Consider the following 13736-nt stretch of genomic DNA (forward strand, 5'->3'; position numbering starts at 1 on the left):
GGGTATTTTTTCGGTAAAAGTACCCTTCAATCCGGCTCACATCACACTATGCAGCTTTTATATACGGTTAACAGCCCCTATGCACGTAAAGTGCGTATCGTCGCCATTGAGAAACATATTGACCTGACTTTGACAGAGGTTGTGCTGTCCGCACCAGATTGCCCAGTAAGCCAGCATAACCCATTGGGTAAGGTGCCTGTGCTGGTGCTGGATGATGGCGATGCCTTGTATGATTCTCGTGTGATTGTCGAGTATCTGGATCATCGCACGCCAGTGGCTCACCTGATTCCGCAAGACCACTCAGCCAAAATCAAGGTGCGACGCTGGGAGGCGCTAGCGGATGGCGTGTGTGATGCTGCTGTGGCGGTGATCATGGAGCAACGCAAGCCTGACGTACAGCAGTCTGCGGCATGGATAGAAAAGCAATTTGCTAAAGTCACGGCCGGCCTGACCGTGCTTGATAACGACCTGCTTAAGAAAAAGTGGTGTGTTAACGAAACCTTTAGCCTGGCAGATATCGCCCTGGGCACTGCACTCGGCTACATAGACCTGCGCTTTAAAAACGTGCAGTGGGAAGGCAAATACTGGCAAGAGAAGTTTCCTAACCTGGCCAAACATTATGGGGTGCTGGTAAAGCGTCCCAGCTTCAAGCAAACCATGCCACAGCCTTAGGGCACTTTATCTCAGCATTCCGTCCTAAGCTGTCGGGATGCTGTCTTGATTTTCTCCAGTTGATCTTAAGCCGTTTACCTTGTGATGCGGCGCTTTCCCCTTGTCTGCATTCTCTTTCATTCTGCCTTTTGGCCTCACTGTATCTATCCATTTAAGCTTAATCACCGGTCTTATTTTTACGTTGCAAAACTAAATGATAATTGTTATCATTTAAAAAATACTCAAAAACATCATCAACACATGTTATGCAGGCTATGAACGCACCGGTTAAAAAAAGATTGCTAGCGCTCCTGGATGAGCTCATTGCGCATGATGGCTTCGGGAGTATTCGGGTGGATATACGCTTGCTTAAGCGGGGCCAGAAAGAGGTCATTATTGATTGTGGTAAGCAGTACCGCTATGTGGTTGATTTTGAGTCCCCGCAGGAGAAGCCGGGTGTCTGATGATGCGTGGTTGAAACAGCATCACTTTTATTAATTTCAGTTTTATTGTCATGCGCAAAGCGTGGCGATTGAAATACTCAACGGTGTGGGTCCGTGAGACTTCATTTTAAAAATTAGCGCGATGGCCTTCGAGAGGAAGGGGTACAAGCGCCCGTTGAGGAGAATAAAACATGAAATTTTCAGCTTTGGCATTAACCTTAGGTATGGTGTTTAGTAGTTCAGCGTTCGCGACTCAGGCAGTATGGGATACTGCGACGCCATGGGGCAGTACAACCCCAGTCAGTTATGCTGAGTGGAATGTATTTAACAGCACCAATGATACGACGCCTGATGTGGCCGTCACCGCAGGCATCACGGCTTCTGTACAAGAAACCACAGGCAGTGCTTTTATTACGGGTGGTGGCAATATTTACAGCTTTTCTAGCGCCACCGCTTTTACTGCAACCTTGAGCGGCGCCAGCACAGGGCTGTTTGATGTCTATCTACGTATTGGTACCTTGGGCACTCTGGCGAGCAATTCTGCGACCTTGAATGGTGTCTCAGCAACGTCAGTATTGCAATTCAACGAAGATCAAGGCACGGTTATGGGGGGTGCAACGGCTGAACAAGAGCTGTACTGGAAATGGAGCAACGTCGCCGCATCCAGCCTGTATACCTTCAAATTCAATGCCAGCTCATCCAGCATGAGTTTGGATCAAGTAGCCTTGGCCGCAGTATCTGTGCCAACGGTCACGCCTGTGCCTGAACCTGAAGCTATCAGCCTGATGGGGTTGGGCTTGGGTTTCATAGCATTTGCCGCGCGTCGCAACGCAAAAAACAAAGCCTGATTAATTACGGCTGATGACTCGCAAAGGGGCTATTCAGCCCCTTTCTTGCACTTTTTTGCTTTATACCCATGAATATATCCTGCTCGATCAGGGGGGCGCTGCCTGTACGCTTAGGCCATCGCTCGCCTCAAAAAAAAGCTGCTCGCCCTGGCAGGCGCTTGCCTGCAGTCTTCTGCTGGCTAATATTTTCCGTCTGGCATGCACTCGCCCTCGCAGAGACCTCAACGCCAGAAGTCGCGCCATTAGAAATGCCCGTGATTCCTGCAAAGGCATCACAAGTTGGCAAGCCAGCTGAGGCAGAGACAGTGGAGACACTCCCAGAAGTGACCGTCCAGGAAAAAAAACAAAAAACACCTGAGACAGGCATTAACCCGACCTTGCCGGTAACGACGATTACCAGTGAGCAACTGCAGCGTGCCCAGCCGAGCAATATCTTTGATGCGGTGAGGGCGGTGCCTGGTGTTTCTATTTCAGGGGGCCCGCGCCCAAGCGGGATGACCTTTGGTATCCGCGGGTATGTTGATAATGAAGATGTACTGGTGAAAGTCGATGGCGTGCCCAAAGGCTTTGAAAAGTACCGCATGGGCGGCACGTTTATCGAGCCTGAGTTATTGAAAAGCATAGAAGTACAACGTGGGCCGCAGATTGCGAGTGGCTCAGGTTCATTGGGAGGCACTGTCAATGCGACGACAAAAAATGCCGAAGACTTTTTAAAGCCAGGTCAGAAATATGGTGGCAAGGCCAAGTTTGGCTATGGCAATAACAGTGATGAATATTCACGCTCATATTTGCTATATGCGCGGCCGGATGAACGCGTGGATATCTTGTATAACTACTCAAATCGTCAAGCCAATAATATGACCTTGGGCGATGGCTCCAAGTTACAAAGTTCTGCGATTGAATCTATTTCACATTTGCTCAAGATCAGTGTGTTTCCAACCGAAGATTTGCAACTGGTCACTTCGGTAGTGAAGTTTGATGATACCGGGCTGCAACCTTATGATGCGACAGGCGGGCAACCCGGTTTCTTTGGCAATGTGGTGCGTTCGGTGGATGATCTGACCTGGTCCGAGACCGTGAATTATGATCCTGAGCATCCGTGGATCAACTTTAAAGGGACCATAGGTGCCGGACATACACATTTGGAAGACCTGATTGGTCAGGGGGCACCATTTAATTCCACTTTTAATCCCTTGCAAAGACAGTGCCGTGGCACCGTCAACACAACGAATCCTGCAGATAGCACTACCTGCCGTGGTGACTTAACGGATACTTATGAGTATAAAACCGACACTGTGGATCTGAGTAACCGCGCTCAATTTGTTGCACGCGATGACTGGGCTTTGTCATTGCTGGCGGGTTATCAATACAATGCCAGCGAACGTGAGATCACCCGGTTTTATGAGAATCAGAACACCGCCATGCAAGCACTTTACCCAAAAGGCTTTAACGCATCTGCACCGCCTGGCCGCAAGTCATTTCATGCCATTTACCTACAGCCCAGCCTCGCGCTGGGTTCATTCACGCTGATTCCCGGGTATCGGCAAGACCGTTACCAGGTAGAGGCGGCTGGGGGCACCTTGGCCTTGCTAGCGCCCTATGGTCAGGCCAGTACCATCAAATTTAAACAAGAAACCTGGAGTCTGGGCTTGGCTTATGATGCCTTTGCCAAAAACAGTCCGGATAAGCTGACGTTTTATAGCAATTACGGGCAAGGATTCAGGCCGCCCTTGATTGATGAATATTTCACGCAAGGGCCGTTCAGCCGTTGTCTTACACAATTCATGCGGACCAGTGGCCCGGCCTCTCAAATCTGTGGCGACTTGTATCAGCCCCAGCGCTCTGAAACGACGGAGGCAGGCGTGAGTTACCAGACGCCGCACTTGTTTAACAGCAACGTCTGGTTTTCAGGCAAGCTAAATTTTTATCACACGTATACCTCGCATTTGTTGACCTCATTACGTGAAGACGCCAATGGCAAGATTGTGCAAGATGGCTGGGAGCGCAGAAATGGCGTCGAAGTTGAAAGCTTTATGCAATATCGGGGATGGTATTTGCGTGGCGCATATTCCAGGATCAGCGGTGACATAGATACCGGGCTGGTCAGCGCCCCTTTGTACACGGCGCCTGGCAATGCTTTAAATATTCAGCTAGGGGCAGTGCTGTCTGAAGCCGTGGATTTGAATATCAGTTACCGCAAGGTATCTGACCGAGACATCCTGTTAAGTGGTGATGGCAGTCGGTTAAGCCCATATCGATTTGGGACCCAGCAAGGCTATGCACTTTGGAATGCTGGTGCCCGTTGGCAAGCAAGCAAGCAGGTGACATTCAGATTGATTGGTGAAAACCTGAACAACACATTATATCGACTGGATGGGACGATGGGGGGGCTGGGTATGTATGGCCAGGGCCGCAATGTAAAATTTCAGGTGGAGCTCACTTATTAGCCGCCAGGATAATTGCGGTTAGAGTGGGCCTACGTCGTCGTCACCCAGCAGGTGCAGTTTGTTTTTGTGACGTAGGGTCTGGCGCTCGTTCAGGCGTTTTTGTGCGGCGCTCGGGAAGTCAGTGAAGCTGATCAGGTTACGCTCAATCAAAATGCCAATCAGGTCTTCGAGCACGCGTGCGAGCTGAATGTCACTTTCACGGAAGGTGTGGTGTTTTTTGAGCTCATCGTCCAGAAAACACAAATACTCCGTGTCCGCATTGTCAATTTCCACCCAGTCCGCCGCCACTTGAGTATCTGGGCTGGCCGCAATAATTGCACCTTGTTTATTTTTTAAGACGTAGGCCATCAGGTGTCATTCCTTGTCACTTGGCAGTGTATTTTGATTAAATGTTGTAAGCAAAAGCAATAACCATGCCTTGCGCCTGCAATCCAAAACCAGGTTAAATCGCGCCTGTAATAATACCGCCGCCCAGGCAGACATTACTCTCGTACACCACCACACTTTGCCCTGGCGTGATAGCCCATTGATGCTGACCGAAGCGGATAGTGGCTTCCTCTTCATTCACGGCATCGACTTCGCAAGGCGCATCTGGCTGCCGGTAACGGGTTTTGGCCGCATACACCCAGTTGGTACGGGGATCTTCACCGCTAATCCAATGCAGTTGTCCCGCTTTCAAGCCGTCACTTTTGAGTAAAGGATGGTCATGGCCCTGCACCACAACCAGTTCATTGGCCGCCATGTCCTTGCCCGCAACAAACCAGGGCTCGCCGTTACTTTCACGGCTACCACCGATTTTCAGGCCCTGACGCTGACCAATGGTGTAATACATCAAGCCTTCGTGTTCACCAACGACTTTGCCTTCAGGCGTGCGCATCACGCCAGGGTGACGTGGCAGGTAACGCTGCAAAAATTCCTGGAATGGCCGCTCACCGATAAAACAGATGCCGGTGGAATCCTTTTTTTCGGCATTCGCCAGACCGTGTTCGCGGGCGATTTCGCGTACTTCACGTTTGAGGTACTTGCCTAGTGGAAATAGTGTTTTAGAAAGCTGTGCCTGGTTCAGGCGCGACAAAAAATAACTTTGGTCTTTGCTACCGTCGTCCGCTTTGAGCAACTGATAATTGCCTGACTGAATCGGGTTTTCCCGCACCTGTGCGTAGTGGCCGGTGGCGATTAAGTCTGCGCCCATGCCCATGGCATGGTCCAGAAAGGCTTTGAATTTGATCTCGGCATTACACAGAATATCCGGGTTAGGCGTGCGGCCAGCCTGATATTCCTGTAGAAAGTTAGCGAACACTCGCTCTTTATACTCAGCGCTAAAATTCACAGTTTCGATGTCGATACCGATCTTGTCAGCCGCAGAAACCGCATCAATCAAGTCCTGGCGTGAAGAGCAGTATTCATCGGTATCATCGTCTTCCCAGTTTTTCATGAATAAACCGGTAACCTCATAGCCTTGTTGTTTCAATAACAAAGCGGTCACGGAGGAATCAACACCGCCGGATAACCCGACGATCACATGTGGCTTACTCATAATGCTTGGCCCAAATGCTTCAAAATGTCTAAAGAATAACGTTTACCCGCCAGGTAATCCTGCACACACAACAGCACTTGCGGGCTGCGCATCAACTCGCCTTCGGCCGCAATCTCGGCTTCAGTTTTCCATACGGTGCGAATAATGCCATCGTCTAATGCTTGCTCCGGATAATGTGCACCCAATTTGCCGGTAAAGGCAAAACGCAAGTAGGTAATGCCATTGAGCGGATGCTGCCAGTGGTAAATGCCCACCAGTGCCTCAGGGGTGAAATCATAAGCCGTCTCTTCCAGCGTCTCACGAATCGCAGCTGCAATAATCGTTTCACCTTCTTCCAGATGCCCAGCCGGCTGGTTAAACCTGTTACCGCGGTCTGTGGTTTCTTCTACCAGCAAAAATTTGCCATCTTTTTCAATGATGGCTGCAACGGTGACGTTAGGTTTCCACTGCAGGGAAGATTTGGATGGATTTGAAACGGTGGAATTCAAGATTTGCGGGTTTCGTTAAAAACGCTATTTTACCGCTAAGTGATTGATTGGGGGAGGCTTAATTTACCCCGCCTTGGCACTATGCGGCAGTGATCAGTTGTGGAAACAGGCCAGACAAGCCATGCGCAATAAACTCAACAGCCATGGCGGCCAGAATCAAACCCATCAGGCGGGTGACAATATTGATACCGGTTTTACCCAAGTAGTGCGTAATGCCATCTGCGAGTTGTAACAGGCCCCAGATGAACAACGAAATCAGCGCAATCGGAACCACCAGGCTAAGGTGCCCCCAAAAGCCGGGGTGCTGTTGCGCAGTCAGGATCATGCTCGAGATGGCACCTGGGCCAGCTAATAATGGAATGCTGAGCGGTACAATGGCGATAACTTCACGCTCAGCCATGTCATGAGCTTCTTCGGCAGTTTGGCGCGTAGCACTCTGTTTGCCATGCATCATGGAGATAGAAATTAGCAGTAATAAAATACCGCCTCCCACCTGGAATGAGGGGATGGTGATGCCAAAAAAGTCGAGAATTTTGTCACCGATAAAGGCAGAGACGCATAAGACTATCATCACGGTGATAGCCACTGTACGAGCGGTACGTGCCCGCTCAGCTTTGCTCCAGCCACTTGTGGCGCTGATAAAAATAGGCAGGCAGCCGATGGGGTTAACGATGGCGATCAGGGCGATGGCGACTTTAAGCAGGTATGCGTATTCGGTCATGCTGTTTCAGACTCCCAATCGTGCGGCTGGTTGCGTGGTTAGGTGGACTTATGCCGGGCGTTTATCAAAAAACGCAATCGGTTGTGGTGGTGGCATTTGCAAGATGTGTTTGCGCACTTTGCCCATCACATGCATTTCGCAAGGTTTGCAGTCGAATTTCAGCGTGTATCTGTCGTTACCACTGATCAGCGTCATGGGCTCAGCCGTCACCGTGCCTTGTACACCGATGACGCCTTTGGCTTCTTTGGGGCATAGGCCGTGGCTAAAACGCAGACAGTGCTTGGTAATCATCACCGGTACTTCATCTAGCTCTTCATTGGCCTCATAAGCGCTGGCGATGAGTTTGACGCCATGCTTGCGGTAAAAATCACGCGCTTTCTGGTTGTAGACGTTGGCTAAATAACTCAGGCTGTCTTGCGGATAAATGGCGGGTAGTTCGGCGGCTTTTCTTAATGCCGGACGCTCATAGCCCAGCGAGCGAATGGCTTGGAGCTCCTCAATCGCTTCTCTGCGCAGTTGATTGACCATGGAGGCTGGCAAAAACCAGGTTTGCGTCAGTTCCAGCGAGATTTCACGGGCCACAAAATCAGTATTCCCGAGTTTTGCCAGATTCTCCCGCAACGAGTTTTCTGCTTTTTGTGTATCGTTGGCGGCCTGTTTTTCTGCTTCACATTGCGCAGTGGCGCTAAACCCCTGCTCATCGGTCAGCGTTAATGCAAAGCCGTCGCGCGTTTCATACAACACGGCATCCAGAGCAATTTTGCGCGAGGCTGAATCTTTTTCCAGCAAGCGCATAAAGGCATGATCACGGTTGCGGTAAAGCTGCGTGTTGTTGCGGATATCCGCTGGCATTTCATTGGGAAACAGTCGGTAGGTGTATTTGTCCAATGATTGCACAGTGTTTACGCGCAGGCCAACCAGTTCTTTGTGCACATCAAAAAAGCACACACCGTCACCGTTGTGCAGTTCGATGTCGGTCGCCACATCAATAAAATCTTTACCCACCTTACGCACTTTGCCCAATTCTTCCCCGGCAAACTTCGGCGTATCAAACGCGCCAATATCGGCCTGGCGGCCATTGGCAAAATAGTCAGTTGCGCTACGGTTAAAGGTCTTTTCCGGTTGCGGGGTGAATGTGTAGCTGGCATGCCCGGCGGAAGACTTCGCGTATTCCGGCATTTCTTCCAGAATCTCATCAAGCAGTTGGCGGTAATGTGCCGTGGCATTTTTCACATACGGCAGGTCTTTGTATCGCCCTTCAATTTTAAAGCTACTCACGCCCGCAGCAATCAGGGCGCGTAAGTTGGCGCTCTGATCATTATCTTTCATCGACAGGTAATGTTTGTCTTTGCCGATAATGCGACCTTTCTGGTCTTCCAGTGTGTAAGGCAAGCGGCACTCTTGTGAACACTCACCGCGGTTGGCGCTGCGGCCAGTATGCGCGTGGCTAATAAAGCACTGGCCGCTAAATGCCACACACAATGCGCCGTGGATAAAGTATTCCAGGTTGGCAGTTGTGGCATCGGCGATTTTCTTCACCGTGGCAATATCCAGCTCACGCGCCAGCACCATCTGGCTAAACCCTACTTGGTCCAGAAACGTTGCTTTTTCTACGGTACGGATATCGGTTTGCGTACTGGCATGTAGCTGGATCGGAGGCAAGTCCAGCTCTAGTAAACCCATGTCCTGCACAATCAGGGCATCCACACCGCTGTCGTATAGCTGATGCACCAACTGACATACACCTTCAAGTTCGTTATCATGAAAAATAGTATTTAAGGCGACAAATACCTCAGCATGAAAACGATGCGCATGCTGCACTAACCTGGCAATATCCTGCACGGTATTTGGCGCCTTGGCTCGCGCACCAAAGGCCGGGCCGCCGATATACACGGCATCGGCACCGTGATTAATGGCTTCAATGCCAAAATCGGCATTTTTGGCCGGTGCGAGCAGTTCGAGATGTTTGCGGGTTTTTTGCATGCAGAGGTAAGAACTTGATTTAAGAAGCTATTTTAAACCAAGCATGCTATTTACGCTTGGTTTAAAATAGCACCATGAGTGGAAATCAGGATTTATTGCAGCGTAGCCTGCGCAGCGTGTGGCATCCATGCACGCAGATGAAACATCACGAACGTTATCCTTTGGTGCCGATTGCGCGTGGCGAAGGTGCCTGGTTGTTTGATCGCGAGGACAAAGGTTATCTAGATGCGGTGAGCAGTTGGTGGGTCAATTTATTTGGGCATAACCAGCCAGTCATTAAAGCGGCAATCAAAGCCCAGCTTGATCAGTTAGAGCATGTGATGCTGGCCGGGTTTACGCACGAACCTGTGGTGGCGCTTTCAGAAAAACTCTCGGCGTTAACTGGCTTGGGTCACGCCTTTTATGGCTCGGATGGTGCCAGTGCTACCGAGATTGCACTGAAGATGAGTTTTCATTACTGGCGCAATATCGGGCAACCGGAAAAAACCAAATTCATTAGCTTGCAAAATAGCTATCACGGCGAAACGCTGGGTGCACTCAGCGTGACCGATGTCGCCATTTTTAAAGACACCTATGCCCCCCTAATTTTGCAGTCAGCGCAAATGCCCAGCCCGGATAGCCGGTTGGCTGAAGCGGGTGAGTCTGCCGAGGCCTACGCCTTACGTTGTGCTGAGGCGCTGGAAGCCTATGTGGCCGAGCATCATGCCACCCTGGCTGCGTTTATTATCGAGCCTTTGGTACAAGGTGCAGCAGGCATGGCGATGTATCACCCAGTGTATTTGCAACGGGCGCGTGAAGTTTGCAGCCGTTACCACGTGCATCTGATTGCCGATGAAATCGCCGTTGGTTTTGGCCGTACCGGCACCTTGTTTGCCTGTGAGCAGGCAGGTGAAAAAGTGAGTGAGATTGCAGATTTTATCTGTCTATCTAAAGGCATCACCGGCGGTTATTTGCCTTTGTCCGTGGTGTTGACGACCGATGATGTTTATCAGGCTTTTTATCACGACCAGACCATTAAAGGTTTTTTACACAGTCATAGTTATACCGGGAATCCGCTGGCTTGCAGTGCGGCGTTGGCCACATTGGCGCTCTTTGAAGCTTCGGATGTGCTGGGGCATAACCGTGAGACAGCGCAGACTTTATTGAGCGCCGTTGAGCAGTATTCGTTTGAACTGCAGCATGTGCGCCAGCGCGGCATGATTACCGCTTTTGAGGTTGTGACGCAAAACCCGCAGTTCGCGCGGGATTGTTATGCCGCAGCCTTAAGGCATGGTTTGTTGTTACGGCCGATTGGCAACACCGTGTACTGGATGCCGCCTTATTGCCTGACGCAATCTGATCAGCAGCATCTGGTAGAAGCCACCCATGCTGCGGTGATGGAGAGTCTGTTATGCGCTGGTGGCTAGCATTTGCCAGCCTGTGGACGGCGCTGGCACAAGCGGCGTTGCCCGCCAGTTTGCAAGAGGCACTCGCCAAGGCACAACTGCCAGTTGAGAGTGTTGCCATTGTGGTGCAGCCTTTAGACGGCGGGGCACCGCTGATCAGCCATCATGCAACCAAAGCCATGAATCCGGCCAGTGTCATGAAGCTTGTGACCACTTATGCCGCACTGGAGGCGCTCACGCCGGCTTACCGCTGGAAAACAGAGGTCTACCGCAATGGGCCGTTAAATCAGGGCGTGCTCGACGGGGATTTAATCATCAAAGGGAGTGGCGACCCTGCGCTCAACGTCGCTGAGTTCTGGCGCTTGTTGCAACAAGTGCAGCAGCAGGGGATCCGTCAGATTCGCGGCAATCTGGTGCTGGATTTGTCCCTCTACGCGCCTGAAGTCAGCCAGCGGCCTGTGCTGGATGATGAGCCTTGGCGCGCTTACAATGCCAACCCCAGTGCGCTATTACTCAATGGCCGTAATACCAGTTTCCGCTTTTCGGTCACCAGCCTCGCCAGCAAGCCAGCCGTGCTCATCGCGCAAGAATTTGAATTACCGAGCATCCGCATGATCAACACCATGCAAACGCGCAAAGGGGCTTGCAATGACTGGCGCAGTGATCTGCATTACAGCGTCACCCAGCAGGCTGATGGTGCTGTGGTCGCCTTTAGTGGCACGCTACCCGACCAGTGTGATGAGCGCTATCTGGAGTTGAGTGTGCTCACGGATACGCAATATGTGTATGCCTCGTTTAAAAAGCTCTGGGCGCAATTGGGCGGGCAGTTTACCGGCCAAATGGTCTTGGGCCCAGTGGCGGATATGGCGACACCAGTGACTAGCTGGTTATCCCCGCCCTTGGATACGGTGGTACGCGATATCAATAAGTGGAGCAACAATGTGATGGCGCGGCACCTCATGTTGACCGTGGGCCAGGAAGCGGGGTTTACGCCAGCGGATGAGGCGGGATCTGCGCTGGCAGTGAGGCAGGTTTTGCGCCAGCATGGTTTGGTCTTTGCGGAACTGGTGCTCGAAAATGGCTCTGGTTTATCGCGCAATGAGCGTATCAGTGCGGAACATTTGGCGCAGTTGCTCGTCACAGCCTATCAACGCCCGGTGATGCCGGTGTTCATGGCTTCTTTGCCGATTTTGGGCATGGATGGCACGACTAAAAAGCGGTTGGCCGATAGCGCAAGCAAGGGCATGGCTTACCTTAAAACGGGATCGCTGGAGGGCGTCAGCAGTCTCGCTGGCTACGTGCAGGACCTGTCAGGCAAACGCTATGTGCTGGTGGTCGTGGCCAATCACCCAAGGGCCGCGGCTGTGCGCGGGGTGCAGGATTTATTACTTAAACAATTGATAGAAAGTCATTAAAAAGCGCATGCAAGAATTTATGGATAAAAGCGCGTAAAATGACGGACGTTTTCTGGGAGCACATACATGAAATCTGGAATGAAATTAGTCGGTTGCAGCTTATTGATGCTGTTGACCATGACGGGTTGCCAGGCGCAATCCAACACTGCAAAAACAAAGGAAGCTACACAAATGTCAGCCCAAGTCACTGAATTACAAAAAATTGATACTGTCGTGGGGACTGGCCGTGAAGCTGAAGTCGGTTTTAACGTCACCGTGCATTACACCGGCTGGCTGTATGACGCCAACAAGGAAGATCACAAAGGTCAAAAGTTTGACAGCAGCCTGGACCGCAACTCGCCGTTTAACTTTTTTCTTGGCGGCGGCCAGGTCATTGAAGGCTGGGATACTGGGGTGCAGGGCATGAAAGTAGGCGGCAAACGTACCTTGATTATCCCTTCTGACATGGGCTACGGTGCCCGGGGTGCAGGTGGTGTGATCCCGCCGAATGCGGCATTGGTATTTGATGTCGAATTGCTGGGCGTGAAATAAAGATTACGCATTTCGCCGTATATGTTTTTATCCTTGTGAAATGAGAATGTAAATGCAAGTCCAGGTGAAGTGGATAGATGGAGTCAGTTTTGTCGGTGAGTCTGAAACCGGCCATGCCGTGGTATTAGATGGTGCGCCAGAAAATGGTGGCCGCAATATTGGTATGCGTCCCATGGAGATGTTATTGATTGGCATGGGGGCATGTACTTCATTTGACGTGGTGACGATTTTGAAAAAAGCCCGGCAGCCGATTGTCGATTGTGTGGCGCAGATTCAGGCAGAACGCGCTGACACAGTGCCCAAAGTCTTCACCAAAATTCATGTACATTTTGTGGTCACTGGCGAGGGGTTAAATGAATCCCAAGTGGAGCGCGCGGTGAAATTGTCCGCCGAGAAATATTGCTCAGCCAGCATCATGCTGCAAAAGGCTTGTGAGATTACCCATGGTTTTGAAATCAAAGCGCCAAGCTTCGATTAAGTGAGGAATTGGCATGAGCATTCCTAAAGGCATGATAGGCATCCGGCATGTGGCCTTGTTTATCAAAGAGCTGGAGTCAGCGGTTGATTTTTATACCCGCGTGGTCGGTATGCAGATCGAGTGGCAGCCGGACCCGGATAATGTGTATTTGACCAATCATGGCGATGTGTTTGCTTTACACCGGGTGAGTTATACCCCTGACCCGATGCAGCGGCTGGATCATATTGGGTTTGTGCTCACCGATGCCCAGGCCGTCGATGACTGGCATGCGCATATGGTCACGCACGGCGTGCGCATTACCGAGGCGCCCAAAAGCCATCGAGATGGTTCCCGCGGCTTTTATTGCCTGGATAGTGTGGGCCATTTGCTTGAGTTTATTTATCACCCGCCCATCATCAAGCACCTTGCGTCCACTTAAGTGATTCAAGGGTTGGACATTAAAAAAGCCTCTAATCATTAGAGGCTTTTTTATTTGGGACTAGTCGGTGATGAGCTTGATGCTCAGCGTCTGCTCTTTATCCAGCACATTGAGCAAGCGGTCAATATTGGGATGCTTGCCAGGATGGTCTTCCGCATCCTCGGTATGTTCTGCATATAAAGCCAATCCCTCTACCGCTGCATCGGTGTTGATTTCACCAAACACTTTGAACAGATGATGGTAAATCTTGATGGAGCCTTGGGTGCCAGGTTTGTTCTCAATGATCCCGGCAGGCTGATTGTTTTCATCATACAGTTCAATGCGTTTGACGTGATCCGCACTGTCCAGCATCAGAAGGTTGTCACTAAATTTTTGCATGGTTGACTCTAGG

Annotated in this window: 15 protein-coding genes; 9 read left to right on the plus strand and 6 right to left on the minus strand. The window is 50.9% G+C overall.

Features of this window, described 5'->3' with window-relative positions; genetic code table 11:
* Positions 1–48: 48 nt before the first annotated feature.
* The 4 genes from ACIDF8_RS13615 to ACIDF8_RS13630 all read left to right on the plus strand — a co-directional run bounded on the left by ACIDF8_RS13615 (position 49) and on the right by ACIDF8_RS13630 (position 4389).
* Positions 49–672, plus strand: a complete 624-nt coding sequence (locus tag ACIDF8_RS13615) for a glutathione S-transferase family protein (RefSeq protein WP_412011155.1) — start codon at positions 49–51, stop codon at positions 670–672.
* A gap of 245 nt (positions 673–917) precedes the next feature.
* Positions 918–1115 carry a hypothetical protein gene (locus tag ACIDF8_RS13620; RefSeq protein ID WP_412011156.1) on the plus strand — a complete coding sequence of 66 codons (198 nt, stop codon included), beginning with the start codon at positions 918–920 and terminating at the stop codon, positions 1113–1115.
* 170 nt (positions 1116–1285) lie between these two features.
* The gene (locus ACIDF8_RS13625; protein WP_412011157.1) at positions 1286–1942 is read left to right on the plus strand and encodes a PEP-CTERM sorting domain-containing protein; all 657 of its coding nucleotides are present in this window, start codon (positions 1286–1288) and stop codon (positions 1940–1942) included.
* Positions 1943–2100: 158 nt separating this feature from the next.
* A complete protein-coding gene (locus tag ACIDF8_RS13630; RefSeq protein WP_412011158.1) occupies positions 2101–4389 on the plus strand; it encodes a TonB-dependent receptor domain-containing protein in 2289 nt (762 codons plus the stop codon).
* Between the two features lie 18 nt (positions 4390–4407).
* Here the strand turns inward: ACIDF8_RS13630 and ACIDF8_RS13635 are convergent, their stop codons facing one another.
* The 5 genes from ACIDF8_RS13635 to ACIDF8_RS13655 all read right to left on the minus strand — a co-directional run bounded on the left by ACIDF8_RS13635 (position 4408) and on the right by ACIDF8_RS13655 (position 9118).
* Positions 4408–4737 carry a hypothetical protein gene (locus ACIDF8_RS13635; protein WP_412011159.1) on the minus strand — a complete coding sequence of 110 codons (330 nt, stop codon included), beginning with the start codon at positions 4735–4737 and terminating at the stop codon, positions 4408–4410.
* 94 nt (positions 4738–4831) lie between these two features.
* Entirely contained in the window at positions 4832–5926 is a 1095-nt protein-coding gene (gene mnmA / locus ACIDF8_RS13640) for a tRNA 2-thiouridine(34) synthase MnmA (protein ID WP_412011160.1), read from the minus strand.
* Positions 5923–6378, minus strand: a complete 456-nt coding sequence (locus ACIDF8_RS13645) for an NUDIX hydrolase (protein WP_379073765.1) — start codon at positions 6376–6378, stop codon at positions 5923–5925. Before ACIDF8_RS13645 ends, mnmA begins: the two co-directional genes overlap by 4 nt.
* Before the next feature lie 115 nt (positions 6379–6493).
* Complete coding sequence (locus ACIDF8_RS13650) at positions 6494–7135, minus strand: YchE family NAAT transporter (protein WP_412011161.1); 642 nt, start codon at positions 7133–7135, stop codon at positions 6494–6496.
* A 48-nt stretch (positions 7136–7183) separates the two neighbouring features.
* Positions 7184–9118 carry a peptidase U32 family protein gene (locus tag ACIDF8_RS13655; RefSeq protein ID WP_412011162.1) on the minus strand — a complete coding sequence of 645 codons (1935 nt, stop codon included), beginning with the start codon at positions 9116–9118 and terminating at the stop codon, positions 7184–7186.
* Positions 9119–9192: 74 nt separating this feature from the next.
* Between ACIDF8_RS13655 and bioA the strand changes: the two genes are divergently transcribed.
* The 5 genes from bioA to ACIDF8_RS13680 all read left to right on the plus strand — a co-directional run bounded on the left by bioA (position 9193) and on the right by ACIDF8_RS13680 (position 13345).
* Positions 9193–10524, plus strand: coding sequence for an adenosylmethionine--8-amino-7-oxononanoate transaminase (bioA, locus tag ACIDF8_RS13660; protein ID WP_412011163.1), 1332 nt, complete (start codon positions 9193–9195; stop codon positions 10522–10524).
* A complete protein-coding gene (gene dacB, locus ACIDF8_RS13665) occupies positions 10509–11918 on the plus strand; it encodes a D-alanyl-D-alanine carboxypeptidase/D-alanyl-D-alanine-endopeptidase (protein WP_412011164.1) in 1410 nt (469 codons plus the stop codon). Before bioA ends, dacB begins: the two co-directional genes overlap by 16 nt.
* Before the next feature lie 117 nt (positions 11919–12035).
* Complete coding sequence (locus tag ACIDF8_RS13670; RefSeq protein ID WP_412011208.1) at positions 12036–12449, plus strand: FKBP-type peptidyl-prolyl cis-trans isomerase; 414 nt, start codon at positions 12036–12038, stop codon at positions 12447–12449.
* A 52-nt stretch (positions 12450–12501) separates the two neighbouring features.
* A complete protein-coding gene (locus ACIDF8_RS13675; protein ID WP_412011165.1) occupies positions 12502–12927 on the plus strand; it encodes an OsmC family protein in 426 nt (141 codons plus the stop codon).
* 13 nt (positions 12928–12940) lie between these two features.
* Positions 12941–13345, plus strand: a complete 405-nt coding sequence (locus ACIDF8_RS13680) for a VOC family protein (protein WP_412011166.1) — start codon at positions 12941–12943, stop codon at positions 13343–13345.
* A gap of 60 nt (positions 13346–13405) precedes the next feature.
* Here ACIDF8_RS13680 and ACIDF8_RS13685 read toward each other — a convergent pair whose 3' ends face one another.
* The gene (locus tag ACIDF8_RS13685; RefSeq protein ID WP_412011167.1) at positions 13406–13723 is read right to left on the minus strand and encodes a DUF2322 family protein; all 318 of its coding nucleotides are present in this window, start codon (positions 13721–13723) and stop codon (positions 13406–13408) included.
* Positions 13724–13736: the final 13 nt, after the last annotated feature.

Source organism: Methylophilus sp. 3sh_L, assembly GCF_046766015.1.
In the GTDB taxonomy this organism is placed as follows: Bacteria; Pseudomonadota; Gammaproteobacteria; order Burkholderiales; family Methylophilaceae; genus Methylophilus.